Origin of the sequence: Nocardioides mangrovi, from assembly GCF_020073815.1 — a bacterium.
GTDB lineage: Bacteria > Actinomycetota > Actinomycetes > Propionibacteriales > Nocardioidaceae > Nocardioides > Nocardioides mangrovi.
The window spans coordinates 252,251-276,601 of sequence record NZ_JAIQZJ010000007.1; the positions used below are offsets into that span (position 1 = coordinate 252,251).

The 24,351-nt window shown below is 72.6% G+C and carries 24 protein-coding genes; 18 read left to right on the plus strand and 6 right to left on the minus strand.

The genetic code is table 11. The annotated features are described in order from the left end of the window. Position 1: 1 nt before the first annotated feature. From K8U61_RS13760 to K8U61_RS13770, 3 genes are read left to right on the plus strand one after another with little or no spacing between them, the layout of a single operon-like run. Positions 2-712 (plus strand): ABC transporter permease, encoded by a 711-nt coding sequence (locus K8U61_RS13760; RefSeq protein WP_224123604.1) that lies wholly within the window; start codon positions 2-4, stop codon positions 710-712. Further along, positions 709-1,479, plus strand: a complete 771-nt coding sequence (locus K8U61_RS13765) for an ABC transporter permease (protein WP_224123605.1) — start codon at positions 709-711, stop codon at positions 1,477-1,479. The genes K8U61_RS13760 and K8U61_RS13765 overlap by 4 nt, the downstream gene beginning before the upstream one ends. Positions 1,480-1,525: 46 nt before the next feature. Continuing rightward, positions 1,526-2,482: an ABC transporter substrate-binding protein gene (locus K8U61_RS13770; RefSeq protein ID WP_224123606.1), complete on the plus strand. Its 957-nt coding sequence runs from the start codon at positions 1,526-1,528 to the stop codon at positions 2,480-2,482. Between the two features lie 2 nt (positions 2,483-2,484). On the opposite strand, the gene K8U61_RS13775 is transcribed toward K8U61_RS13770, so the two are convergent. Both K8U61_RS13775 and K8U61_RS13780 read right to left on the minus strand, forming a co-directional pair. Next, positions 2,485-3,477 (minus strand): glycosyltransferase family 2 protein, encoded by a 993-nt coding sequence (locus K8U61_RS13775; RefSeq protein WP_224123607.1) that lies wholly within the window; start codon positions 3,475-3,477, stop codon positions 2,485-2,487. Between the two features lies 1 nt (position 3,478). Beyond that, complete coding sequence (locus K8U61_RS13780; protein WP_224123608.1) at positions 3,479-4,516, minus strand: sulfotransferase family protein; 1,038 nt, start codon at positions 4,514-4,516, stop codon at positions 3,479-3,481. A 116-nt stretch (positions 4,517-4,632) separates the two neighbouring features. On the opposite strand from K8U61_RS13780, the gene K8U61_RS13785 reads away from it, so the two are divergent. Together K8U61_RS13785 and K8U61_RS13790 are read left to right on the plus strand one after the other, a co-directional pair. Next, the gene (locus K8U61_RS13785) at positions 4,633-5,787 is read left to right on the plus strand and encodes a sulfotransferase family protein (RefSeq protein WP_224123609.1); all 1,155 of its coding nucleotides are present in this window, start codon (positions 4,633-4,635) and stop codon (positions 5,785-5,787) included. Continuing rightward, positions 5,787-6,740, plus strand: a complete 954-nt coding sequence (locus K8U61_RS13790; RefSeq protein WP_224123610.1) for a glycosyltransferase family protein — start codon at positions 5,787-5,789, stop codon at positions 6,738-6,740. The genes K8U61_RS13785 and K8U61_RS13790 overlap by 1 nt, the downstream gene beginning before the upstream one ends. Here the strand turns inward: K8U61_RS13790 and K8U61_RS13795 are convergent. Continuing rightward, a complete protein-coding gene (locus K8U61_RS13795; protein ID WP_224123611.1) occupies positions 6,718-7,548 on the minus strand; it encodes a sulfotransferase family protein in 831 nt (276 codons plus the stop codon). The two genes, K8U61_RS13790 and K8U61_RS13795, sit on opposite strands and share 23 nt — an antisense overlap. 234 nt (positions 7,549-7,782) lie before the next feature. Here K8U61_RS13795 and K8U61_RS13800 point away from each other — a divergent pair, with 234 nt between their 5' ends. The 8 genes from K8U61_RS13800 (at position 7,783) to K8U61_RS13835 (ending at position 16,543) form a co-directional block, all read left to right on the plus strand. Then, positions 7,783-8,703 carry a Rossmann-like and DUF2520 domain-containing protein gene (locus K8U61_RS13800; protein ID WP_224123612.1) on the plus strand — a complete coding sequence of 307 codons (921 nt, stop codon included), beginning with the start codon at positions 7,783-7,785 and terminating at the stop codon, positions 8,701-8,703. Next, entirely contained in the window at positions 8,703-9,560 is an 858-nt protein-coding gene (gene panC / locus K8U61_RS13805; protein ID WP_224123613.1) for a pantoate--beta-alanine ligase, read from the plus strand. Before K8U61_RS13800 ends, panC begins: the two co-directional genes overlap by 1 nt. Then, positions 9,560-10,015 carry an aspartate 1-decarboxylase gene (panD, locus tag K8U61_RS13810; RefSeq protein ID WP_224123614.1) on the plus strand — a complete coding sequence of 152 codons (456 nt, stop codon included), beginning with the start codon at positions 9,560-9,562 and terminating at the stop codon, positions 10,013-10,015. The genes panC and panD overlap by 1 nt, the downstream gene beginning before the upstream one ends. Before the next feature lie 9 nt (positions 10,016-10,024). Further along, positions 10,025-11,659, plus strand: a complete 1,635-nt coding sequence (locus K8U61_RS13815; RefSeq protein WP_224123615.1) for an L-aspartate oxidase — start codon at positions 10,025-10,027, stop codon at positions 11,657-11,659. Further along, on the plus strand, positions 11,656-12,537 hold the full coding sequence (gene nadC, locus K8U61_RS13820; protein ID WP_224123616.1) for a carboxylating nicotinate-nucleotide diphosphorylase: 882 nt from the start codon (positions 11,656-11,658) through the stop codon (positions 12,535-12,537). Before K8U61_RS13815 ends, nadC begins: the two co-directional genes overlap by 4 nt. 2 nt (positions 12,538-12,539) lie before the next feature. Beyond that, positions 12,540-13,313, plus strand: a complete 774-nt coding sequence (locus K8U61_RS13825; protein ID WP_224123617.1) for a type III pantothenate kinase — start codon at positions 12,540-12,542, stop codon at positions 13,311-13,313. A gap of 142 nt (positions 13,314-13,455) precedes the next feature. After that, positions 13,456-13,785: a histone-like nucleoid-structuring protein Lsr2 gene (locus K8U61_RS13830; protein WP_224123618.1), complete on the plus strand. Its 330-nt coding sequence runs from the start codon at positions 13,456-13,458 to the stop codon at positions 13,783-13,785. A gap of 172 nt (positions 13,786-13,957) precedes the next feature. Next, a complete protein-coding gene (locus tag K8U61_RS13835) occupies positions 13,958-16,543 on the plus strand; it encodes an ATP-dependent Clp protease ATP-binding subunit (RefSeq protein ID WP_224123619.1) in 2,586 nt (861 codons plus the stop codon). A 15-nt stretch (positions 16,544-16,558) separates the two neighbouring features. Here the strand turns inward: K8U61_RS13835 and K8U61_RS13840 are convergent, their stop codons facing one another. Continuing rightward, entirely contained in the window at positions 16,559-17,425 is an 867-nt protein-coding gene (locus K8U61_RS13840) for an iron-sulfur binding domain-containing protein (protein WP_224123620.1), read from the minus strand. A gap of 64 nt (positions 17,426-17,489) precedes the next feature. Here K8U61_RS13840 and K8U61_RS13845 point away from each other — a divergent pair, with 64 nt between their 5' ends. Further along, a complete protein-coding gene (locus tag K8U61_RS13845; RefSeq protein WP_224123621.1) occupies positions 17,490-18,320 on the plus strand; it encodes a hypothetical protein in 831 nt (276 codons plus the stop codon). Here K8U61_RS13845 and disA read toward each other — a convergent pair. Further along, positions 18,317-19,399, minus strand: coding sequence for a DNA integrity scanning diadenylate cyclase DisA (gene disA / locus K8U61_RS13850; RefSeq protein ID WP_224123622.1), 1,083 nt, complete (start codon positions 19,397-19,399; stop codon positions 18,317-18,319). The genes K8U61_RS13845 and disA overlap by 4 nt on opposite strands. A 142-nt stretch (positions 19,400-19,541) precedes the next feature. Between disA and K8U61_RS13855 the strand changes: the two genes are divergently transcribed. From K8U61_RS13855 to ddaH, 4 genes are read left to right on the plus strand one after another with little or no spacing between them, the layout of a single operon-like run. Then, positions 19,542-20,138: a TetR/AcrR family transcriptional regulator gene (locus K8U61_RS13855; protein WP_224123623.1), complete on the plus strand. Its 597-nt coding sequence runs from the start codon at positions 19,542-19,544 to the stop codon at positions 20,136-20,138. Further along, complete coding sequence (locus K8U61_RS13860; protein ID WP_224123624.1) at positions 20,135-21,178, plus strand: agmatine deiminase family protein; 1,044 nt, start codon at positions 20,135-20,137, stop codon at positions 21,176-21,178. Before K8U61_RS13855 ends, K8U61_RS13860 begins: the two co-directional genes overlap by 4 nt. After that, entirely contained in the window at positions 21,175-22,125 is a 951-nt protein-coding gene (locus K8U61_RS13865) for a nitrilase-related carbon-nitrogen hydrolase (RefSeq protein WP_224123625.1), read from the plus strand. Before K8U61_RS13860 ends, K8U61_RS13865 begins: the two co-directional genes overlap by 4 nt. After that, positions 22,122-22,901, plus strand: coding sequence for a dimethylargininase (ddaH, locus tag K8U61_RS13870; protein WP_224123626.1), 780 nt, complete (start codon positions 22,122-22,124; stop codon positions 22,899-22,901). The genes K8U61_RS13865 and ddaH overlap by 4 nt, the downstream gene beginning before the upstream one ends. Here ddaH and radA read toward each other — a convergent pair. Beyond that, complete coding sequence (gene radA / locus K8U61_RS13875) at positions 22,895-24,331, minus strand: DNA repair protein RadA (RefSeq protein ID WP_224123627.1); 1,437 nt, start codon at positions 24,329-24,331, stop codon at positions 22,895-22,897. The two genes, ddaH and radA, sit on opposite strands and share 7 nt — an antisense overlap. Positions 24,332-24,351 lie beyond the last annotated feature (20 nt).

Here is a 24,351-nt window from a genome sequence, read left to right on the forward strand (position 1 = left end):
GGTGACCCTACTCGTGGCGGCCACGGCAGCCGTGGAGCCGAGCTGCTACAGCCGGCTCACCAACGAGTGGTTCTGCGCGCAGTACCTCCACGACCGTCGCGACGAGATCGTCGACGCCACCGTGCAGCACGTGCAGATCACCGTCGTCGCCGTCCTGGTCAGCGTCCTCGTCGCGTTCCCGCTCGCCCTGCTGGCGCGCCGGGTCCCGCGGCTCGAGGCCGGCATCCTCGGCCTCTCGACCGCCGTCTACACGATCCCCAGCCTCGCGCTGCTGCCGTTGCTGGTGCCGTTCACCGGGCTCACCGCGACCACGGTGGTCATCGGGCTCGCGCTCTACGCCCTGACCATCCTCGTGCGCAGCATGCTCGAGGGGCTGCGCGCCGTGCCCGAGGAGGTGCGCGAGTCCGCCACCGGCCTCGGCTACGGCCCGACGCGACGGCTGCTGCGCGTCGAGCTGCCGCTCGCGCTGCCGGTGATGATGGCCGGCCTGCGGGTCGCCACCGTGTCGACGGTGGCGCTCACGACCGTCGGCACGATCGTGTCGTACGGCGGGCTCGGCAACCTGATCTCCGACGGGGTGCTCACCAACTTCCGGGCCGAGCTGATGACCGCCTCGCTGCTCTGCGTGGCGCTCGCGGTCGTGCTCGACCTCCTCATCGTCGGCACCCAGTGGCTGCTGACCCCCTGGACCCACGGGAGGCGCGCGGCATGACGGTCCTCTCCGACACCTGGGACTACCTGACCTCCGCGTCCAGCTGGACCGGCGAGGACGGCATGCTCCAGCTGATGGGCCAGCAGCTGCTGATCAGCGTCACCGCACTGCTGCTCGCGATGCTGGTCGGGCTGCCGATCGCGCTCTGGCTGGGCCACCTCGGTCGCGGCGGGCTGCTCGCCATCAACGTCTCCAACATCGGCCGCGCGGTCCCGACCTTCGCCCTGCTCGCGCTGCTCGTGGTCGCGGACTGGCCCGGCACCCGCTCCTTCGGGCCCTACGGGCGCGCCGGGCTGGCGACGATCATCGCCCTCACCCTCTTCGCGCTGCCGCCGATCATCACCAACGCCAACGTCGCCGTGCGCGAGGTGTCGCCGTCGGTGCGGCAGGCCGCCGACGGCATGGGCATGACCGGCGCGCAGAAGTTCTGGCGGGTCGAGCTGCCGCTCGCCTCGCCGTTGGTGATGTCGGGTGTCCGGCTCGCGCTGGTGCAGGTCTGGGCCACCGCCACGATCGCGGCCCTGGTCGCCGGTCCCGGGCTGGGCCGGGTGATCACCGACGGCTTCTACCGGACCAACTACGGCAAGGGCATCGCCGGCGCGGTCGTCGTCGCGGTCGTCGCCCTGCTGCTCGAGGCGATTGCGGCGGCCGTCCAACGGGCACTCGACCCCGTGCCGCGCTCCCGAGGAACGTCACCGAAACGTCATCGAGGAATGTCGGCGGGCGCCCCTATGGTTGCCGAGGAGGCCGACGCCGTCGGTCACTAGCTCTGCCTGACACGCGCGGACCTCCGCGGGACACAGAAGGTGTGCAATGAACGTACGACGCTCCCTGGCCGCGGTGCTCGCCGTCGGCTCGATCCTCCTCGCGACGGCCTGCGCCGGCGACGACCTCTCCGAAGGGTCCGACTCCCCGGACGACGCCACGAGCTCCGCGGCCGCCGACAAGGGCGCGGTCAGCATCGCGAGCCAGTCGTTCGGTGAGGCCGCGATGGTCGCCGCCATGTACGACGAGCTCCTGACCGCCGCCGGCTACGACCCGACCGTCAAGCTCGTGGACACCCGCGATGCCTACATGGCGACGTTCCCCAAGAGCGTCGACGTCGTCCCCGAGTACGTCGGCGGCATCGTCAACTTCCTCAACGCCAAGGCCAACGGCGCCGACGCGGAGCCCTTCACCGCCGGCAGCGGCGAGGACCTCGCCCAGCAGGGCAAGTCGCTGCTCGACGATGCCGGGATCACCCTGCTCGACGTCTCCTCGGCCACCGACACCAACGCGTTCTTCGTGACCAAGGACTACTCCGACTCCGAGGGCGTCACCAAGCTGTCCGACCTCTCCGGCAAGTCCGTCGTGCTCGCGGCGGCCCCCGACTGCAAGGGCCGGCTCGACTGCGAGGGCGGTCTCTCCGACCAGTACGGCATCGACGTGACCAAGGTGCTGCCGCTCGGCTACGCCAGCGACCAGACCTACAAGTCGGTGCTCGACGGTGAGTCGCAGCTCGGCGAGACCAGCACCACCGACGGCACCCTGGACTCCCAGGGCCTGGTCGTCCTCCAGGACGACAAGCAGATCCAGCCGGCGCAGAACCTCGTCCCGGCCGTCAGCTCGTCCTTCCTGGCCGACCACCCCGACGTGGCCGACGTGCTCAACCCGCTCATGGCGGCGCTGACCACCGAGAAGCTCACCGAGCTCAACGCCAAGGTCGCCATCGACCGCGAGACCCCGGAGGACGTCGCGCACGAGTTCCTCGCGGACGCCGGACTGATCTGAGGTCAGCGCGGCGCGGCGAGCAGGGCCTCGAGGTCCGCGCGCCGGTCGGCCGCCACGAGCAGTGCCATCCGCCGTTGCCGGTCGGGCAGCTCCAGCTGCTCGACCGGCACGGTGTCCGGGCCCCAGAACTCCGCGAGCCCGGCCCGCAGCAGGTCCCAGTAGTCGTCGCTGCAGCCGGGCACGGCCCGGAAGTACTCCCACAGGTCGATCGGCAGCACCCGCGCGAACCACACGCGCTGCGTCTCCGCGGCCGTGTGCGCGCGCACCAGCTCGGTCGACCAGCGCTTGGTGAGGATCCGGTCCTGCAGGTCGTCGAGCCGGGCCCGCCCCTGGCTGATCGACGAGCCGTCCTGCCGGACCCGCCAGCCGTAGACCGGCTCGGTCAGCGAGTCGATGCCGGTCGCGGCGATGAGCGCGCGGGTGATCGCGGGCTGGTCCTCGTAGCGCACCCCCGCGGGGAAGCCCAGGCCGGCGGTGTCCCAGAAGGACCGCCGGTAGACCTTGTTCCAGGCGAAGACGTCGGCGAGGAGCAGCGGGACGTCGTCGATGCGGACGCCGACGTGTGCCTCGCGGTGGTTCTCCCGCATCAGGGGCGTCATGGTGACCCGATCGGCGTCGAGCCGGTGCACGGCCCCGATGGCCAGGTCCGAGCCGCTCGCCTCGAGGCTGCCCACCAGTGCGGCGTACGCGCCGGGGAGGACGACGTCGTCGCTGTCGGCGAAGGTCAGGTAGGTCCCGGTCGCGAGGGCGGTGCCGACGTTGCGCGCGGCGCCGAGGCCGGCGTTGACCTGGCGGTGCACCCGCACCCGTGGGTCGGCCCGGGCGAAGGCGGCCAGCCGCGCGGCGGTGCCGTCGGTCGACCCGTCGTCGACGACGACGACCTCGAGGTCGTGCCAGGACTGGTTCAGGATGCTGACCAGGCACTCGTCGACGTAGCGCCCGACCTGGTAGGCCGGCACGACGACGCTCAGCAGCGGTCGGCGGCCGGGGATCACGTCAGCGGCCGCGACGGACGCGCCGCGCGGCGCGCCGCAGCAGCGAGGGGGTGGTGTCGGCGGTGACCGGGGTCGCCGCGTCGGCCTGCTTCTGCTGGCCCTGCCGGCCCTCGCGGCGCCCCTCGCGCCGGGCGGCCCGGATCGAGGAGCGGGCGATCGCCTCCGCCTGCCGGTAGGTCTTCGCGTACGACGCGCGGGCCTGGTCGAGCCGGTCGGCCCCGTCGTCGGCGGGCGCGGTCGGCCCGGCCAGCTCGTCGAGCCGGTCCCAGGTCTCGTGGGCGAGCTCGGCGATCGTGTCGGGCAGGTCGAGGTCCGACCACTCCAGCCGCACCCGGCGCAGCGTCGGGTCGACGAAGCCGCCCGGTCCGGCCAGCCCGTCGGGCAGGGTCGCGTCGACGGGCAGCGCGAGGTCGGCGACCACGCGCCCGAGCGTGGCCTCGCAGTCGTCGAGCAGGTCGTGGTAGCGGACGAAGGTGCGCCGGCTGCCCCGGGTGGCGCGCTCGGTGCCGAGCATCATGTTCAGCCACGCGGAGACGCCGTGGGCGTCGTCGAGCCCGCGGTTGTAGTAGGTGCGCTTGCTGCCGACCACCTCGGCGGGCGGGCGGAGCATGGTGAGGAAGGTGGGCTCGACGCCCAGCTCGGTGGAGGTCGCGGTCCACAGGGGGAGGAACCACAGCAGCCGCGGGTCCTTCACGACGACGTGCTCCCCGTGGGCGAGCTCGTCGCCCAGCCAGGTCCGCAGCCGGTCGGCCACGTCGGTCTCGCGGCCCAGCGCGGCCGCCATCGTCCACGCCTCGGGACGGGCGTCGGAGACCTCGACGCGGCAGCGCTTGAGCAGCTCGTCGTGGAAGTCCACGACCCAGCGCGGCTCCCCGAATCCCTTGGGGTTGGTCTCGTCGACGGCCACCTCGGGGCTCGGCACCGTGAGTCCCAGGCGACGCAAGAGCCCCACGACCGTGCTGGTGCCGGACCGGCCGGCGCCCGCGACGAGGGTCAGGCCGGGGCCGGTGCCGGTCGGCGTCGGATCGGGGGCGCTCACGAGGGGTGAGCATACGGCGGGTGACGGTGCGTGGTGACGCCTGGAGGGTCCTCTATGATCGGTTGCTGGAAAGCCGCGCCTCGCGGACGACGTGGCACAGGAAGGTCTGCACGCTGATGCTCTCCGAGCGGCCCACCCCGGCCGTCGACGACCCGCCGATCACCGAGGAGTCGCTGGCGATGGCCTCGACCCCCGACGGCGCGCCTTCCAACCGCAAGCTCGTCCTGGTCGCCGGCTCGGGCCGCAGCGGCACCAGCCTGATGGCCGGCATCCTGCGCCACATGGGCCTCCACGTGCCGGAGCCCGAGGTCGTCGCCGACCACACCAACCCGAAGGGCTTCGGCGAGCCCCAGTGGGTCGTGGAGTTCCACGACCTGCTCCTGCGCCGCAACAACGTCCACCCGGGCGACGCGCGTCCGAGTGCCTGGTTCGACGCCGGTCGCGCGGGCGCGCGCGAGTGGAACCGCTCCGACCTGGCCGCCTGGCTGCAGGAGCAGTTCGCCGTCTCCGACGCGCTCGTCGTGAAGGATCCCCGCATCTCGTGGTTCCTCGGCCTGTGGCGGGTCGCCGCCGTCCGCAACGGCGCCTCGACCGCGACGATCACGATGCTGCGCCACCCGGCCGAGGTGGTCGGTAGCAAGAACACCTACTACGGCGGCAAGTTCGGCGACATCAGCCGGCTGGCCGGCTGGACCAACATGATGCTGTTCACCGAGCGCGCGACCCGCGGCTCCGCGCGCAGCTTCGTCCGCTACCACGACCTGCTCTCCGACTGGACCAGCACGGTCGTCCGGGTCGGCGAGGAGCTCGACCTGGACCAGGTCAGGAACGCCGGCACCCGCGTGATGCAGGAGATCCACGAGTTCGTGGACCCGCAGCTCCACCGGGTGCGCGCCTCGTGGGACGACCTCAACGTGCCCGCCGACCTGCGCGAGATCGCCGACGAGACCTGGAACCAGCTCAACAGCCTGGTCGAGCCCGGCGACGATCCGGCCCAGGCCGCCAGGACCTACGCGACGCTCGACGAGCTGCGCCGGGCGTACGGCGACCTCTACGCCCAGGCCGAGGCCCTGGCCAGCTCCAGCATCGGTGCCGCCGGCCCGGCCTACCTGCGCTCCACGCGCGAGCAGCGCGTCCAGGAGGCCGAGGACGCCGCCCGTCGTGAGCTCGAGGAGTCCTCGGCGATGCGCCGCTTCTACCTGCGGGTCCGCGGCTTCGTCGGCCGGGTGGTCCGCCGCATCGACCGCATCGGCGCACCGAAGGCGGCCTGATGTCCTCCCGGTTCGTCACCATCGACAACGACGAGCAGCTCGACGACTACCGGGTCCGCTGGCCGCGGGAGTTCCGCGAGCTCGCACCCGGCATGACCGCGGTGCTCCGGGTCCGCAACGAGGCCCGCAGCCTGCCCTGGGTGCTGCCCTCCCTCTTCCGGGCGCTCCAGGGCGTCGTGCTCGTCGACAACCAGTCGACCGACGGCACCGCCGACGTCGCCCGCCGGGTCGCGGCCGAGCTGGGTGCCAGCGACCGGCTGCTGGTCACCGACTACCCCTTCCAGGTCAGCCGGTGCGGCGCCGAGCACCTCGCGACCCCCGAGCACTCCGTGCACAACCTGGCCTACTTCTACAACTGGTCGTTCGCCCACGTGCAGACGGCCTACTCCATGAAGTGGGACGGCGACATGGTGCTGACCGTCGAGGGCGAGAACACCTTCGCCGACCTGTCGTGGCAGCTGGAGAACGTCGAGGCCGTGGTCTCGATGCCGCGCCACCCGCTCTTCGTCGAGAGCGACCGGGTCGCCTACCTCGACCGCTACATGATCAACATGGAGGAGTACATCTTCCCCATGGGCCAGGCCTACCGGCACGTGAAGGCCTACGAGTGGGAGATGCGGATGGTCCCCAAGCAGGCGCAGCGGATGCGCCTGCCCGAGGGCCTGTGCGTCGAGCTGAAGTACCTCGACAGCGACGAGTTCGACCACTGGGACTCCCAGGACCTCTTCGGCGCGACGCCGCGCACGATGCGCAAGCTGCGCGAGTGGGAGGTCTTCCACGCGCTGCGCGAGGGCCGGGTCCTCGAGGGCGTCGAGCGGATCGAGGCGCCCGCGTCGTACGACCACGTGATCAGCTACACCACCGAGCGGTGGCTGCCGGCCCAGGTCCGGCCGATCACGGTGCCGCTGGACCAGCGTCCCGGCGCCGAGCTCATCCCGCCTGCGGACTCGTGACCTTCGCGGCCAGCTTGGCGGCGTAGTCGGCCGGAGACAGCTCGCCGGCGAGGATCTGGCGCAGCGGCCACGCGCCGAGCTCCAGCCCGGAGAGCCGCTCGAAGAGCGCGAAGTCGTCGCGGTAGCGCTCGGCGAGCGCCGCGATGTCGTCGGCCGTCGGGGCGGAGTCGGCCACGGCCGGCTTGCCCGGCAGCGCGTGGGGGAGCGCCGGCTGCTCGCGGTAGCGCTGGATCCCGAGGAAGTCGGTGATCGCGTCGACCACCGGGCCGTGGTCGGAGACGAAGTGGCGGAACTCCACGACGTGGAAGCGCTCGCGGCCGAACATCTCGTAGCCGCGCTCGAGCTGCGCGCCGTAGTAGCCGCGCACGACCCCGGACTGCATCCGGTAGGCGTGCACGTTGGTCTTCGGCGGGATCCGGTCCTCGAGCCCGTCGGGGGCGAAGCGGGTGAGGAACGTCGACCAGGACGGCGCCTGGTCGGGCCACCGGTTGAGCACCATCTGCCACTGGGAGAAGAGCCGCTCGATCGGGTCCCGGAAGAGCACGATGAACTTCATGTCCGGGTTGTAGGCCCGGATCCGCTCCAGCGCCTGCGGCCACCACAGGTAGAGCGGGGTCGCGTCGCCCACGAGCCGGTGCCGCGGACGCAGCGGGGCGACCTCGTAGGAGCTGTAGTCGGGGCGCTCCCAGTCGAGGCTCTCGTTGTCGAAGAAGTGCATCTCCTTGCGGGGCGCCCGCACGATCTGCGGATGCCGGTCGAGCAGCTTGCTCAGCGAGCTCGTCCCCGCCTTCTGGGTCCCCGCGATCATGAATCCGAAGCGCAGCGGGGGGCGAGGAGTGTCCGACACGTCGCGACACGATACAGGTGGACGGCCCCCGGCCCGGGGGCATCGAGCCCCTCCGGTGTGACCCAGTCCACGAGTCGGCCCTGTTTCTCAGGGGTAAACCCCGGCGTACCCTCGACCGCAGGTCAAGCACACGTCCGGTACCCGCACCGGCTCGCGCGAGCGAGTGGTCGGAGGGACTGGAACGAAAGGTTCGACATGACGCACCCCTCCCGGGAGACCGGGCTGCGCGTGGGAGTCGTCGGCGCTGGTCGCGTCGGCGCGGTCCTCGCGGCCGCCCTCGGCACCGCCGGCCACCACGTCGTGGCCGCCGCGGGCGAGTCCGACGCGACGCGGTCGCGGATCGCGGAGCTCCTCCCCGGCGTCCCCGTCCTCAAGCCCACGGCCGTCGCCCGCGCCTGCGACCTGCTGCTGCTCACGGTGCCCGACGACATGCTCGGCAACGTCGTGACGACGCTGAGCGACGCCGGCGCCATCCGGCCGGGCCAGTACGTCGTGCACACGTCGGGCCGCCACGGCCTCGCCGTCCTCGCACCGGCCGCCGCCGTCGGCGCCCGGGTGGCCGCGCTGCACCCCGCGATGACCTTCACCGGGACTGCCGTCGACCTCGACCGGCTCGCCGGCTGCGTCTACGGGCTCACCGCCGACGCGGGCGAGCGCGACCTCGTCGCGGGCCTGGTCGCCGACCTCGGCGGCCGCGCGACCTGGGTGCCCGAGGAGATGCGCACGCTCTACCACGCGGGTCTCGCCCACGGCGCCAACCACCTCGTCACCCTGGTCAGCCAGGCGATGGAGCTGCTCGCCGCGGCCGGCTCCGACGACCCGGCCGGCACCCTGCGGCCGCTGCTGACCGCGGCCCTGGACAACGCGCTCGAGCACGGCGACGCCGCGCTGACCGGGCCGATCGTGCGCGGCGACGTCAACACCGTGCGGGCGCACCTGGCCGACATCGCCGCGACCACGCCGCACACGCTCCCGTCGTACCTCGCCCTGGCCCGCAACACCCTCGCCCGCGCCGTCACCGACGGCCGGGTCCTCCCGATCCGCGCGGCCGCGATGGTGCGGGTGCTGGACGCCGCCGAGGCGCCCGTCCGCACGGCGCGCGTGGACCGCCGCTGATGGCCGCACCCACCGTCGCCACCACCCGGGAGGAGCTGGCGGCGCTCCTCGCCGACGCCCGTGGCGCCGGTCGCTGCGTCGGCTTCGTGCCGACGATGGGGGCGCTGCACGAGGGCCACGCCAGCCTGATGCGCACCGCCCGCCAACGGATCGCCGGCGGCCCGCTGGTCGTCTCGATCTTCGTCAACCCGCTGCAGTTCGGGGCGGAAGAGGACCTCGACCGCTACCCGCGCACCCTCGACGCCGACCTCGAGGTCTGCGCCCGGGAGGGCGTCGACATCGTCTTCGCGCCGAGCGTCGAGGAGGTCTACCCGGGCGGCGAGCCGCAGGTGATGATCCGGGCCGGCGCGCTCGCCAAGGTCCTCGAGGGCAAGAGCCGGCCCGGTCACTTCCGGGGAGTGCTCACCGTCGTCGCCAAGCTCTTCGGGCTGGTGCGGCCCGACGTCGCGGTCTTCGGCCAGAAGGACTACCAGCAGCTGACGCTGGTGCGGCGGATGGTCCTCGACCTCAACATGGGCGTCGAGGTGGTCGGCGCCGAGACGGTCCGCGAGCCCGACGGCCTCGCGCTCTCCAGCCGCAACCGCTACCTCGACCCCGAGCAACGCCACGCCGCCAGCGCGCTCAGCCGCGCGCTGCGCGCCGCTCAGGAGAACGCCCGGTACGGCGTGGAGGTCGCTCGCGACGAGGCCCGCGCCGAGCTGCGCGAGCACCTGGTCGACCTCGACTACCTGGTGATCACCGACCCCGACCTGGGGGAGCTGCCCGCCGACGTACCGCCCGGCACGGCCGCGCGGATCCTGGTCGCCGCGCGGGTCGGCACCACCCGGCTCATCGACAACATGGAGCTCCGATTCTGATGCTGCGCACGATGATGAAGTCCAAGATCCACCGCGCCACGGTGACCCAGGCCGACCTCCACTACGTCGGCTCGGTGACCGTCGACGAGGACCTGCTCGACGCCGCGGACCTGCTCGCCGGCGAGCTCGTCCACATCGTCGACATCACCAACGGCGCGCGGCTGGAGACCTACACGATCCCGGGCGAGCGCGGCTCGGGCGTCATCGGGATCAACGGCGCCGCCGCCCACCTCGTCCACCCGGGCGACCTCGTCATCCTCATCGGCTACGGCCAGATGGACACCGCCGAGGCACGCGACTTCAAGCCCCACGTGGTCTTCGTCGACGCCGACAACAAGATCCTCGCCACGGGCTTCGACCCCGCCGAGGCCGTGCCGGGCTTCGGACTCGAGCGCGGCGACCAGCTGGCCGGGCCCTTCGAGGCTCGCGAGCTCGCACCTCAGGACAGGCGATAGGTTTCGGGAATGCCCACCGCCCCCGTCCGGCGCGTCCCCGGACGCCTGCTCGCTCCGGATCCCGGGTGGTCCACGACGGCCGACGTGGTCGTGGTCGGCTCCGGCATCGCCGGGCTGACCGCCGCGCTGCGGCTGCGCGGCCAGGTCGACAAGATCCTGGTCGTCACCAAGGACGTCCTCGCCGCCGGCTCCACCCAGTGGGCGCAGGGCGGCATCGCCGCCGCGCTCGGCCCGGGCGACAGCCCCGAGGAGCACGAGGTCGACACCCTCGTCGCGGGCGCCGGCGCCTGCGACGCCAAGGCGGTGCGGGTCCTGGTCACCGAGGGACCGGAGGCCGTCCGCGAGCTGATCGCGCTCGGCACCAACTTCGACCACGACCCCGACGGCGAGCTGTCGCTCACCCGCGAGGGCGGCCACCACCGCGACCGGATCGCGCACGCCGGCGGCGACGCGACCGGCGCGGAGATCCAGCGGGCCCTGATCGCCGCGATCGAGCAGGCGCCGGAGATCGAGGTCATCCAGCACGCGCTCGCCGTCGACCTGCTGCTCGCCGACGACGGCGGTGTCGCGGGCCTGACCCTGCACGTGATGGGCGAGGGCCAGCGCGACGGTGTGGGCGCCGTCCACTGCCGTGCGGTCGTGCTCGCGAGCGGCGGCCTCGGCCAGGTCTTCTCCCAGACCACCAACCCCTCGGTCTCGACCGGCGACGGGATGGCGGTCGCGCTCCGCGCCGGTGCGGTGCTGCGCGACCTGGAGTTCGTGCAGTTCCACCCGACGGTGATGTACCTCGGCCCCGACTCCCACGGCCAGCAGCCGCTCATCTCCGAGGCCGTCCGCGGCGAGGGTGCCGTCCTCGTCGACTCCGAGGGCAACCGCTTCATGCAGGGCGTGCACGAGCTCGCCGACCTCGCCCCGCGCGACGTGGTCGCCAAGGCGATCATGCGCCGGATGATGGAGACCGGCGAGCCGCACATGTGGCTCGACGCCACCCATCTCGGGGCGGCGTTCTGGGAGCGGCGGTTCCCGACGATCCTGGCCACCTGCCGTCGCTACGGCGTCGACCCGGTCACCGACCTGATCCCGGTCGCGCCGGCCTGCCACTACGCCTCGGGCGGCGTGCACACCGACCTGTGGGGGCGCAGCAGCGTGCCCGGCCTCTACGCCACCGGCGAGGTCGCCTGCTCCGGCGTCCACGGCGCCAACCGGCTCGCGTCCAACTCCCTCCTCGAGGGTCTCGTCTTCTCCCGGCGCATCGCCCAGGTGCTGCCCGGCGAGCTGCGACCGCTGCAGCCGCCGGCCCCCGACACCCGCACCGCCGGCCTGGTGCCGGGCGCCGTACGCCGCGAGCTGCAGGAGGCGATGACCTCGCGGGTGGGCGTGCTGCGCAACGCCGGGGGTCTCGCCGAGGCGGCGGGCATCCTCGACAAGCTGGCCGGCGTCACTGCGGAGACCGTCGACCAGCAGTCGTGGGAGACCACCAACCTGCTCACCATCAGCACCGCCCTCGCCGACGCGGCGGCGCTGCGCGAGGAGACCCGCGGCTCCCACTGGCGCGAGGACTTCCCCGAGCGCGACGACGAGCGCTTCTCCGGCCACCTCGACGTGGTCATGGACGACGGCACGACCACCCTGGAGCTCCGATGACCGCCGCGACGCCGTACGACGAGGAGTTGCGCGCCGCCGGGCTCGACCCGGCCGCGGTGCTGGCGCAGGTGCGGGCCGCGCTCGCCGAGGACCTCCCGAGCGGCGACGTGACCTCCGAGGCGACGATCGCCGCGGACGTGCGGGGGAGCGGCGTCTTCGCCGCCCGCGAGGCCGGCGTGGTCGCCGGCCTGGGCGTCGCCGCACTGGTCTTCCACGAGGTCATGGGCGAGACGGTCGAGATCACCGACCGCGTGCCCGACGGCTCCGAGGTGAAGCCGGGGGACGTCGTCCTGCGCGTCTCCGGACCGGTCCGCGGCCTGCTCACCGCCGAGCGCACCGCGCTCAACTACGCGAGCCACCTCTCCGGCGTCGCGACCGCGACGGCCCAGTGGGTCGCCGCGCTCGAGGGCACCCGCGCGCGGGTGCTCGACACCCGCAAGACGCTGCCGACCTTCCGGGCCCTCCAGAAGTACGCCGTCCGCTGCGGCGGCGGGGTCAACCACCGCTTCAGCCTCAGCGACCGCGCGATGGTCAAGGACAACCACGTGGTGGCCGCCGGCGGCGTGGTCCCGGCGTACGAAGCCGTGCGGGCGGCCCGGCCGGACCTGCGCGTGGAGGTCGAGGTGACCGACCTCGACCAGCTGCGCGAGCTGCTCGCCGCCGGCTGCACGGAGATCCTGCTCGACAACATGGACACCGCGACGATGGCCGAGGCGGTCCTCGTCACGGACGGCCGCGCGACGCTCGAGGCCTCCGGAGGGCTCACGCTCGAGCGGGCCCGCGAGGTCGCCGAGACCGGCGTCGACTTCATCTCCGTGGGCGCGCTCACCCACTCGGTGAAGGTCTTCGACCTGGGTCTCGACCTGGACGAGGACTAGCCGTGGCGCTCCTCGCCGCCGACATCGGCAACAGCCACACGCTGCTCGGCCTGGTCGTCGACGGCCAGGTCATCGCCGACTGGCGGATCTCCACCGACGAGCGGCACACCGCCGACGAGTGGGCGGTGCTGCTGCGCGGCCTGCTCGGGCTGGCCGTCGAGGACGTCGACGCGATCGCCGTCTGCGCGACCGTGCCCGCCGTCCTCCACGAGTGGCGCGAGATGCTCGCCCGCCACTTCGCCGACGTTCCCCACCTCGTCGTCGAGCCGGGCGTGCGCACCGGCCTCCCGGTCCTCATGGACAACCCGCGCGAGGTCGGCAGCGACCGGATCCTCAACGCGCTCGCCGCGGTCCAGGAGTACGGCGGCCCCGCGATCGTCGTCGACTTCGGCGGCACCGCCACGACATTCGACGTGGTCAACGAGAAAGGCCAGTACGTCGGCGGCGCCATTGCCCCCGGAATCGAGGTCTCGCTCGAGGCATTGGGCCGCCGCGGCGCCCAGCTGCGCAAAGTCGAATTGCTCCGCCCGCGCTCGGTGATCGCGAAGAACACCGTCGAGGCGCTGCAGTCGGGAATGCTTTTCGGCGTCGCCGCCCAGGTGGAGGGAATTGTCGCCCGGATGATCGCCGAGCTCGGCGTCGACCCGGGCGAGGTCAGTGTCGTCGCCACCGGTTACCTGGCTGGTCTGGTGGTCGACGAGTGCCGCTGTTTCACGCATCGGTCGCCGTGGCTCACCCTGCGCGGCCTGGAGCTCGTCTTCGAGCGCAATCGCTGAGCAGCCGTGCGGACATTTGCCACCTAATTGCCTCGGGTGGCGATTCCGGGCGACACCCGGTGCGACGTTTTACGGATTCGGATATTGCATGGCAGGATGCGGCAATCCTTTATCCGATATTCACGAACGAGGTAATAACGCCATGGCCCAGAAGGTGAACATCGTTCTCGTCGACGACCTCGACGGAAGTGACGCGACGGAGACGGTCTCCTTCGGTCTGGACGGCACCACCTACGAGATCGACCTGAACGACAAGAACGCCGCCACGCTCCGCGACGTCCTGTCGGGGTACGTCGGGCACGCCCGCAAGGTCGGCGCCGCACCGCGCCGCCGGCGGGGCGCGGCCGCCGCGGCCACGAACGGTCCCTCCGCCAAGGAGGTGCGCGACTGGGCGCGGGCCAACGGTCACGACGTCCCCGACCGCGGGCGCGTCTCCGCGGAGGTCCGCGAGGCCTACGAGGCCGCCCACTGACCGACCCCGGCAGAAACTGATCACCGACCCGGCAGAGAGTTTCTGCCGGGTCGGTGTCATTTCCGGCCCGCGTTCGCTCTCAGCGGACTGTCTGGCCCGCCGATCGGGAACGCGTAGGCTGTCCGTGGGGTTGGAGTACCCGTAGCCCCATCAAGCTTCAGGAGCGATGCGCATGTTCGAGCGGTTCACAGACCGAGCCCGCCGGGTGGTCGTGCTGGCCCAGGAAGAGGCCCGCATGCTCTCCCACAACTACATCGGGACCGAGCACATCCTGCTCGGCCTCATCCACGAGGGTGAGGGTGTTGCCGCCAAGGCGCTGGAGAGCCTCGACATCTCGCTCGAGGCGGTGCGCGCCCAGGTCGAGGAGATCATCGGCCAGGGCCAGCAGGCACCCAGCGGCCACATCCCCTTCACCCCTCGCGCCAAGAAGGTGCTCGAGCTGTCCCTGCGCGAGGCGCTGCAGCTCGGCCACTCCTACATCGGCACCGAGCACATCCTGCTCGGCCTGATCCGTGAGGGCGAGGGCGTCGCCGCCCAGGTCCTGCAGAAGCTCGGCGCGGATCTCAACCGGGTCCGCCAGCAGGTCATCCAGCTGCTGTCGGGCTTCCAGGGCAAGGAGGCCGCCGGCGCCGGTGCCGCTACCGGTGGCGCCCAGAGCGACGCCCCGTCGTCGTCGCTGGTGCTCGACCAGTTCGGCCGCAACCTCACCCAGGACGCCCGCGAGGGCAAGCTCGACCCGGTCATCGGGCGCGAGCAGGAGATCGAGCGGGTCATGCAGATCCTCTCGCGGCGTACGAAGAACAACCCCGTCCTCATCGGCGAGCCCGGCGTCGGCAAGACGACGATCGTCGAGGGCCTGGCCCAGGACATCGTCAAGGGCAACGTCCCGGAGACGCTGAAGGACAAGCAGATCTACACCCTCGACCTCGGTGCCCTGGTCGCCGGGTCGCGCTACCGCGGTGACTTCGAGGAGCGCCTGAAGAAGGTGCTCAAGGAGATCCGCACCCGCGGCGACATCGTGCTGTTCATCGACGAGATCCACACCCTCGTCGGTGCCGGCGCGGCCGAGGGCGCGATCGACGCGGCGAGCATCCTCAAGCCGATGCTGGCCCGCGGCGAGCTGCAGACCATCGGCGCGACCACCCTCGACGAGTACCGCAAGTACCTCGAGAAGGACGCCGCGCTCGAGCGCCGCTTCCAGCCGATCCAGGTCGCCGAGCCGTCGATCGCGCACACGATCGAGATGCTCAAGGGCCTGCGCGACCGCTACGAGGCGCACCACCGCGTGACGATCACCGACGAGGCGCTGGTCTCGGCGGCGACGCTCGCCGACCGCTACATCTCCGACCGCTTCCTGCCCGACAAGGCGATCGACCTCATCGACGAGGCCGGCTCGCGGCTGCGGATCCGCCGGATGACGGCGCCCGCCGACCTGCGCGAGTACGACGACAAGATCGGCGAGGTCCGCCAGCGCAAGGAGGCCGCGATCGACGGCCAGGACTTCGAGGCCGCCGCGCGCCTGCGCGACGAGGAGAAGCAGCTGATCGCGAAGAAGTCCGAGCGCGAGCGCCAGTGGCGTGCGGGCGACATGGACGAGGTCGCGGAGGTCGACGAGGAGCTGATCGCCGAGGTGCTCGCCGTGGCGACCGGCATCCCGATCGTCAAGCTCTCCGAGGAGGAGTCGACCCGGCTGCTCAAGATGGAGGACGAGCTCCACAAGCGCGTCATCGGCCAGGACGAGGCCGTCCGGGCGCTGTCGCGGGCGATCCGTCGTACCCGCGCCGGCCTGAAGGACCCGAAGCGTCCCGGTGGCTCGTTCATCTTCGCCGGTCCGTCCGGTGTCGGTAAGACCTGGCTGTCCAAGACGCTCGCCGAGTTCCTCTTCGGCGACGAGGACGCGCTGATCCAGCTCGACATGTCGGAGTTCGGCGAGAAGCACACCGTCTCGCGGCTCTTCGGCTCGCCTCCGGGCTACGTCGGCTACGAGGAGGGCGGCCAGCTCACCGAGAAGGTGCGCCGCAAGCCGTTCTCGGTCGTGCTCTTCGACGAGGTCGAGAAGGCCCACCCGGACATCTTCAACAGCCTGCTGCAGATCCTCGAGGAAGGTCGCCTGACCGACTCGCAGGGCCGGGTGGTCGACTTCAAGAACACCGTCATCATCATGACCACCAACCTCGGCACCCGCGACATCGCCAAGGGCCTCAACCTCGGCTTCGCCGGTGCGGCCGGTGGCCCGGGCGACTACGACCGGATGAAGAACAAGGTCTCGGAGGAGCTCAAGCAGCACTTCCGCCCCGAGTTCCTCAACCGCGTCGACGAGATCATCGTCTTCCCGCCGCTGTCGCAGGAGCAGATCATCTCGATGGTCGACAACATGATCGGCGCCGTGGAGGTCCGCCTCCGCGACCGCGACATGAAGCTGGAGCTCACCCAGGCCGCGAAGAACCTGCTCGCCGAGCGGGGCTTCGACCCGGTGCTGGGCGCCCGCCCGCTGCGCCGGACGGTCCAGCGCGAGATCGAGGACGTGCTCGCCGAGAAGATGCTCTACGGCGAGGTCGGCCCTGGCCAGATCGTGCTCGTCGACGTCGAGGGCGAGGGCCCGCAGGCGGCGTTCACGTTCGCCGGCCAGAAGGTCGGGGAGCTGCCCGACCTGCCGCCGTTCGAGACCGCCGACCTCGGCACCGACCTGGGCACCGACCCGGTCGAGGGCCCGGACGACTCCGACAGCGGCTCGGACGTCCCGCGCTCCGCCGACTGACGCCGACTCGGCATTTCAGGGCAGGGCGTAGGTGTCCGCACCGGCGTGGACGACGAGCGCGTCCTCGATGAGCGAGGCCAGGCAGCGGATCCGCTGACCCTCCTCCGACCACGCGGCGTCGAGGGCGGATCGGTGCACCGGGCCGTCGCTGTCGCGGAGCACCGCGAGCAGCCGACCGCGGCACTGCCGGTCGGTGCCGGCCCAGGTCTGCACCTTGCGCGGAGGGCCGTCGTACGCCGGGCGCCCGGCGGCGCGCCAGGCGCAGAGGCCGGCGACCGGGCAGGCGCCGCAGCGGGGGTTGGCCGCCGTGCAGACGAGTGCGCCGAGCTCCATCACCGCGACCGCCCAGGTGGCGGCGGTGGCGTCGTCCTCGGGCAGCACCTCGGTGGCGACCTCGCGCTCGGCCTTGGTCACCGCGGTCGACGGGAGCTCGACGCCCTGGATCGTCCGGGCGAGGACCCGGCGCACGTTGGTGTCGAGCACGACGTGCCGGCGACCGTAGGCGAAGCTGGCGATCGCCGCGGCGGTGTAGTCGCCGATGCCGGGCAGCGCCTTCAGCTCGTCGTACGACGACGGCACGGCGCCGTCGTGCTGCTCGACGATCGCCGTGGCCGCGGCGTGCAGCCGGAGCGCGCGGCGCGGGTAGCCCAGTCGCCCCCAGGCGCGGACCGCCTCGCCGGTCGGCTCCGCCGCGAGGTCGGCGGGGGTCGGCCAGCGCCGCAGCCACTCCTCGTGGACCGGCAGCACCCGGCCGACCGGCGTCTGCTGGAGCATGAACTCCGAGACCATCACCGACCACGGCGAGGCCTGCGGCCCGCGCCACGGGAGCTCGCGGGCGTGCTCGTCGTACCACTCGAGGATCGGCTGGTGGAGGTCGCTCATCGCACACCCATCCTGCCCGGTGTGGCACCCACGCCGGACGCCGGATCCTGACTAGCGTTGACGTATGCCGCCGATGACCCGTGGACCGCTGCCTGCGCGGGTCTACTGGCTGCGCCGGATCATGGTGCTCGGCACCGCCCTCGCGCTGGTCGTCGCGATCGCGCACCTGCTCGGCAACGGCAGCGACGCCTCCGACGGCACCGCCGAGCAGAGCGCCGCGGAGACCACGCCGACGACCTCGGTCGACCCGGGTGCGGACCTCTCCACCTCGACGACCCCGAAGACCGGGAAGAAGCGGGACCGGCCAGGCAAGGGCGCCACCACCAGCGAGGCGCCGGTGCTCGCGGAGCCGCAGGGCGAGTGCTCGGCGTCCGACCTCGCGGTCGCGCCCAAGGTCGAGAACGCCGTCGCCGGCCGGGACGTGATGATCGTGCTGCAGCTGCGCACCATGCAGTCGCCGGCCTGCACCTTCGCGGTCTCCTCCCACACCCTCACCGTCAACATCACCTCGGGCCAGGACGACATCTGGTCGAGCCTGGACTGCCCGCGCGCGATCCCGAAGCGTCAGGTGGTCGTCCGCGACAACGTCACCACCAAGGTCGGTGTGGTCTGGAGCCAGGCGAAGCGCTCGGGCGACCGGTGCGTCATCGACACCGACTGGGCGATGCCGGGCTGGTACCACGCCACCGCCGCCGCCCTGGCCGGCGAGCCCGCGGACACCCAGTTCGAGCTCACGACCCCGGTCGCGGGCACGATCACGAGGACCGCGACGCCGACCGAGTCGCCGAGCAGCACGCCCACCAAGAAGCCCAGCAAGTCGCCCAGCAAGTCCCCGAGCAAGAAGCCGAGCAAGTCCCCGAGCAAGTCCCCGTCGGGCGCGGTCGAGCCCGACTAGACGTAGCGCTCGAGGATCGTCGACTCGGCGAGGCGGGAGAGGCCCTCGCGGACGCTGCGGGCCCGGAGCTCGCCGACGCCCTCGACGGCCTGGAGGTCGTCGACGCCGGCAGAGAGCAGCTTCTGGAGCGTGCCGAAGTGGTCGACGAGCCGGTCGACGACGGTGCTCGGGAGGCGCGGCACCTTGGCCAGCAGCCGGTAGCCGCGCGGCGCGACGGCCCCGTCGAGGTGCTCGCCGGTGCCGAGGCCGAGCGCGCGGGCGGCGGCGGCAGGGTCGACGAGCTCGGTCGGGGAGAGCGTCTCCAGCCGGTGGAGCACCGCCTCGGGGCTCTTCGACCGGCGGCCGACGGGCAGGTAGTCGCGGATCACCAGCTCGCGCTCGGTGTCGACGCCGGTGATCAGCTCCTCCAGCTGGAGCGAGAGCAGCCGGCCGTCGGTGCCGAGCTCGAGCACGTAGTCCTCGATCTCGCTGGCGATCCGGGTCACCATCTCGAGCCGCTGCGCCACGACCGCGACGTCGCGGACGGTCACGAGGTCCTCGATCTCCAGCGCCGACAGGGTGCTGGACACCTCGTCGAGGCGGAGCTTGTAGCGCTCGAGGGTCGCCAGCGCCTGGTTGGCGCGGGACAGGATCTGGCCGGAGTCCTCCAGCACGTGCCGGGTCTCCCCGACGTACGCCGCGATGATCTGCATCGACTGGGACACCGAGATCACCGGGAAGCCGGTCTGCCGGGCGACCCGGTCGGCGGTGCGGTGGCGGGTGCCGGTCTCCTCCGACGGGATCGTGTGGTCGGGCATCAGGTGCACGGCCGCCCGCTGGATGCGGGTCACGTCGCGGTCGATGATGATCGCGCCGTCCATCTTGGCCAGCTCGCGCAGACCGGTGGAGGTGAACGGGACGTCGAGGGTGAAGCCGCCCGTCGAGATCGACTCAACGACCTTGTCGTGGCCGAGCACGATCAGGGCGCCGGTGCGGCCGCGCAGGATGCGCTCGAGGCCGTCCCGCAGGGGCGTGCCCGGTGCGATCGAGGCGAGGGTGGCGCGGAGGCGCAGCTGCTCGTCCGAGCGGTCGGTGGGCACGGCGGCAGTCTAGGGCGGGCCGGACCGGCGCGTGGCTTCCGGGAGGTCACAGATCGCTCACGGAGTCGCAGGGCTTCCGCCCGAGCCGTCGTCCGGCTATCTTGAGCACGAGTTTGAACGGCGTTCAAAGATCGGGGGTCCGATGGCCAGGCGACAGGACCGGCGCGCGGAGATCGCGCGCGCCGCGATCGCGCCGCTGAGCAGCCAGGGGGTCCACCACGTCCGGCTCGCCGACCTCGGGGCCAGCCTGGGCATGACCGGCGCCCACCTCCTCTACTACTTCGAGTCCAAGAACGACCTCTTCCTCGCCGCGCTGCGCACCGTCGAGCAGGACCTCCGCGACCGGGTGCTCGAGCGGTTCGCGACCATCGACTCCGCCCGCGACCGCTGGCAGTGGCTGGTCGAGACCGGTGCGCCGACCGGCCTGGACGACAGCGGCCTGCTGATGTGGCTCGAGGCCTGGGCCGGGGCGGTGCACGACGACGACGTGCTCGCCCTGATCACCGAGCTCGAGAGCGCGTGGCAGGGACTGCTCCGCGACACCCTCGGGTACGCCGTGGCGCGCGGCGAGCTGCCGCCCGGCATCGACGTGGACCCGATCGTCGAGGGCGTCTCCGCCCTGCTCGACGGGCTCACGCTGCGGGTGGTCGTCGGCTACCGCCCGCTCGACCGGGCTGCGGCGCTCGCGATCGTCGACCGGTTCGTCGCGCCGCTGCTGCCGTGGAAGGAGCCCGCATGACCACCTGGCGGATGCCCGCCGAGACCGAGCGGCACGAGCGCGCGTGGATGGCCTGGCCGTCCGCGGCGTACACGCTCGGGGAGACCGCGGCCGACGCCGACGAGGCCTGGACGGCCTGGGCCGCGGTCGCCAACGCGATCGCCGATCACGAGCAGCTCTCGATGGTGGTCACCCCGGAGGGGGCGGCCGAGGCCCGGCGCCGGCTGTCCGGCGCCATCGAGCTGCACGAGGCGCCCCTCGACGACGCGTGGTACCGCGACATCGGCCCCACCTTCGTCGTCGACGACGCGGGCCGGCTCGGTGCCGTGAGCTGGATCTTCAACGGCTGGGGTCAGCAGCAGTGGGCGAGCTGGGAGCACGACGCCCGGGCGAGCGACGTGGCCACGGCCGCGAGTGGCGCGGTCCGGATCGACTCCCCGATGGTCAACGAGGGCGGCGGCATCCACACCGACGGCCGGGGCACCTTCCTGGTCACCGAGACCGTCCAGCTCGACCCGGGCCGCAACCCCGGCTGGAGCAAGGGCGACGTCGAGGCCGAGCTCGCCCGCACGGTCGGCGCCCGCACGGTCGTCTGGCTGCCGCGCGGCCTGCACCGCGACGCCCAGACCTACGGCACCCGCGGCCACGTCGACATCGTCGCGACCTTCACCGAGCCCGGGAAGGTGCTGGTCCACCACCAGCGCGATGCCGCCCACCCCGACCACGAGGTCAGCCGCGAGGTCGCCGACCTGCTCGCCGGGAGCACCGACGCCGACGGCCGCGCCCTCGAGGTCACCCTGCTCCCCGCGCCGACGACCCTCACCGACGACGAGGGCTTCGTCGACTACAGCTACGTCAACCACTTCGTGCTCAACGGCGCCGTGGTCGCCTGCTCCTTCGCCGATCCCGTCGACGCGGAGGCCGCCGAGATCCTCGCCGCGGTCTACCCCGGCCGCGCCGTCATCACCGCCGACGCCCGCGCGCTCTTCGCCCGTGGGGGCGGCATCCACTGCATCACCCAGCAGCAGCCCGCCATCCCCGCCACAGGAGGTACGCCGTGAGGACGATCGTCGCGGCCCCGCAGCCGTCGCTCGCCCGCGTCACCGACACGGACCGCCCGCCGCTGACCGTCGGGCTCGTCCAGACCCGCTGGCACGAGGACCCCGACGAGCACGCCGCCGTGCTCGAGGACGGCATCGCCTCGGCCGCCGCCGCGGGCGCCGAGATCGTCTTCCTCCCCGAGCTCACGCTGCTGCGCTACCCGGCCGACACCCCTGGCCACGCCCGGCCGTCGGGGACGCCGAGCGATCTCGCCGAGCCGCTCGACGGCGGTCCGACGTACACCTTCGCGGCGCGGGCCGCGGCGGCCCACGGCGTGATCGTGCACGCGTCGCTCTACGAGCGGGCCGACGCCGAGGACGGGCTGGGCCTCAACACCGCGATCCTGGTCGGACCCGACGGGGGCCTGCTCGCGCGCACGCGCAAGCTGCACATCCCGGTGACCGCCGGCTACTACGAGGACACCTACTTCCGCCCCGGGCCGGCCGTCGACCCCTACCCGGTGACCGAGCTGCCGCTCGCGGCCGCGCCACGGGTCGGGCTGCCGACCTGCTGGGACGAGTGGTTCCCCGAGGTCGCGCGCGCCTACTCCCTCGGCGGCGCCGAGCTGCTGGCCTACCCGACCGCGATCGGCTCCGAGCCCGACCACCCCGACTTCGACACCGAGCCCCTGTGGCGGCAGGTGATCGTCGCCCACGGCATCGCCAACGGGCTGTTCATGGTCGTCCCCAACCGGTGGGGCGGCGAGGGGCTGATCAGCTTCTACGGCTCGTCGTTCGTCAGCGACCCCTACGGCCGGGTGCTCGTCCAGGCGCCCCGCGACGGGGACGCGGCCCTGGTCGCCACCCTCGACCTCGCCCAGCGGCGCGACTGGCTCGACCTCTTCCCGTTCCTCGCCACCCGTCGACCCGACACCTATGCCGCCCTGACCGAGAGGATGGCCCCGTGAGCACCCCCATCGCGCCGTACGCCCTGGTCCGCCCGCCCGCCGCCACCCTCCAGGACGGCATCGTCACCTTCCTCGAGCGGCAGGTGCTCGATCTCGACCTGGCCCAGCGCCAGTGGGCGGCGTACGTCGCCGCGCTCGAGGCCCACGGCTGGCCGACGGTGCACGTCGAGCTGGCCGACGACCTGCCCGACTCGGTCTTCGTCGAGGACACCGTCGTGATGTTCGGCGACCTCGCGGTGATCACCAACCCGGCCAAGCCGAGCCGCAGCCCGGAGATCGTCGCCACCGAGCGCACCGTCCGCGGGCTCGGCATCGAGACCGTCGCGCTGACCGCCGGCACCCTCGACGGCGGCGACGTCCTCAAGGTCGGCACCCAGGTGTACGTCGGGGTCACCGGCACCACCGAGGTCGCCGCGATCGACGAGCTGCGCGAGATCCTCGCGCCCCGCGGCTGGACGGTCACCGCCGTCCCGGTGACCAAGGCGCTCCACCTCAAGAGCGCGGTGACCGCGCTGCCGGACGGCACGGTCATCGGCTACGGCCCGGCCGTCGACGACCCGTCGGTCTTCGACGCCTACCTGGAGATGCCCGAGGAGCCGGGCGCCCACGTCGTCGTCCTCGACGACACCACGGTGCTGATGAGCTCGGCCGCGCCCCGGTCGGCGCAGATCTTCCGCGACCGCGGCCTCGAGGTCGTCGCCGTCGACATCAGCGAGTTCGAGAAGCTCGAGGGCTGCGTGACCTGCCTGTCCGTGCGGGTGCGCGGAGCTCAGTAGGGATAGCCGGGGCGCTCGTCGTCGGCCACGGCGCGCGGGCCGGAGCCGTCCGCGAGCAGGTTGAGCAGCCGCAGCGCGCCGCGCACGTCGGCGACGTCGAGGACCCGCAACCCGTCGACCGTCCACGACTCCGGCGAGCGCGGGCCGGTGCGACCGGGCTCGGTCGGCACCACGGCGAGCTGGAAGCCCAGCCGGGCCGCCTCGGCGAGCCGCTGCGGCAGGTCGCGCACCCGGCGCAGCTCGCCGGCCAGCCCGATCTCGCCCATCGCGACGACGCCGCGCGGCGCCGGGACGCCCTGGTGGGCGGAGGTGAGGGCGACCGCGATGGCCAGGTCGCTGGCCGGCTCCAGCACCCGGGCGCCGCCGACGGTCGAGGCGAAGACGTCCTTGCTGAAGAGGTGCACCCCGCAGTGCTGGCCGAGCACCGCCGTCACCATCGCCACCCGGGCGGAGTCGAGCCCCGACGTCGTACGGCGGGGTCGCTCGGCCGCGCTGTGGGTGACCAGCGCCTGCACCTCGGCCAGCATCGGCCGCCGGCCCTCCATCGTCACGGCGACGCAGGTGCCGGGGACGAGGGTGTGGTGGTTCTCCACGAACAGACCGGTCGGGTCGGTGACCGCGGTGATGCCGTCGGCGGCGAGGTCGAAGCAGCCGACCTCGTCGACGGGGCCGAAGCGGTTCTTCATCGCGCGCACCATCCGGAAGCGCGAGTTGCGGTCGCCCTCGAAGTGGAGCACCACGTCGACGAGGTGCTCGAGCACCCGCGGGCCGGCGATCGAGCCGTCCTTGGTGACGTGGCCGACGATCACGGTGGTGATGTTGCGGGTCTTGGCCACCCGGATCAGCGCGGCCGCCACCTCCTTGACCTGGGTGACGCCGCCGGGCACGCCGTCGATGCCGGAGGCGCCGATCGTCTGGATCGAGTCGACGACCAGCAGCGTCGGCCGCACCTCCTCGATGTGGGTGAGCACCGCGCCCAGGTCGGTCTCGGCCGCGAGGTAGAGCTCGTCGTGGACCCCGCCGGTCCGGTCGGCACGCAGGCGCACCTGCGAGGCCGACTCCTCGCCGGTGACGTAGAGGGTGCGGCGCTGGTAGCGGGCCGTCTGGGCGGCCACCTCCAGCAGGAGCGTGCTCTTGCCGACCCCGGGCTCGCCGGCCAGCAGGATCGCCGCTCCGGGCACGAGGCCGCCACCGAGCACCCGGTCGAGCTCGGGCACCCCGCTGGTGCGGAACGCCGACTCCTCGACCGACACCTGGGCGATCGGCACCGCCGGTGAGGTGACCGGGCTGGCCGACGTACGGCCCGCCGGCGCGACCGCCGCCTCGGCCACGGACCCCCAGGCCTGGCACTCCCCGCACCGGCCCACCCACTTGGTGGTCTCCCAGCCGCACTCGGAGCAGCGGAAGGCGGGGCGCGGTGTCTTCGGCATGCGGACACCGTAGGGCGCAG

Coding starts and splice junctions, on each gene's coding strand:
- K8U61_RS13765 (WP_224123605.1), top strand. CDS start 709: ATGACGGTCCTCTCCGACACCTGGGACTACCTGACCTCCGCGTCCAGC.
- K8U61_RS13845 (WP_224123621.1), top strand. CDS start 17,490: ATGCCGCCGATGACCCGTGGACCGCTGCCTGCGCGGGTCTACTGGCTG.
- K8U61_RS13835 (WP_224123619.1), top strand. CDS start 13,958: ATGTTCGAGCGGTTCACAGACCGAGCCCGCCGGGTGGTCGTGCTGGCC.
- K8U61_RS13785 (WP_224123609.1), top strand. CDS start 4,633: ATGCTCTCCGAGCGGCCCACCCCGGCCGTCGACGACCCGCCGATCACC.
- radA (WP_224123627.1), bottom strand. CDS start 24,331: ATGCCGAAGACACCGCGCCCCGCCTTCCGCTGCTCCGAGTGCGGCTGG.
- nadC (WP_224123616.1), top strand. CDS start 11,656: ATGACCGCCGCGACGCCGTACGACGAGGAGTTGCGCGCCGCCGGGCTC.
- K8U61_RS13800 (WP_224123612.1), top strand. CDS start 7,783: ATGACGCACCCCTCCCGGGAGACCGGGCTGCGCGTGGGAGTCGTCGGC.
- K8U61_RS13790 (WP_224123610.1), top strand. CDS start 5,787: ATGTCCTCCCGGTTCGTCACCATCGACAACGACGAGCAGCTCGACGAC.
- K8U61_RS13840 (WP_224123620.1), bottom strand. CDS start 17,425: ATGAGCGACCTCCACCAGCCGATCCTCGAGTGGTACGACGAGCACGCC.
- panD (WP_224123614.1), top strand. CDS start 9,560: ATGCTGCGCACGATGATGAAGTCCAAGATCCACCGCGCCACGGTGACC.
- K8U61_RS13860 (WP_224123624.1), top strand. CDS start 20,135: ATGACCACCTGGCGGATGCCCGCCGAGACCGAGCGGCACGAGCGCGCG.
- panC (WP_224123613.1), top strand. CDS start 8,703: ATGGCCGCACCCACCGTCGCCACCACCCGGGAGGAGCTGGCGGCGCTC.
- K8U61_RS13830 (WP_224123618.1), top strand. CDS start 13,456: ATGGCCCAGAAGGTGAACATCGTTCTCGTCGACGACCTCGACGGAAGT.
- K8U61_RS13770 (WP_224123606.1), top strand. CDS start 1,526: ATGAACGTACGACGCTCCCTGGCCGCGGTGCTCGCCGTCGGCTCGATC.
- K8U61_RS13855 (WP_224123623.1), top strand. CDS start 19,542: ATGGCCAGGCGACAGGACCGGCGCGCGGAGATCGCGCGCGCCGCGATC.
- K8U61_RS13815 (WP_224123615.1), top strand. CDS start 10,025: ATGCCCACCGCCCCCGTCCGGCGCGTCCCCGGACGCCTGCTCGCTCCG.
- K8U61_RS13795 (WP_224123611.1), bottom strand. CDS start 7,548: ATGATCGCGGGGACCCAGAAGGCGGGGACGAGCTCGCTGAGCAAGCTG.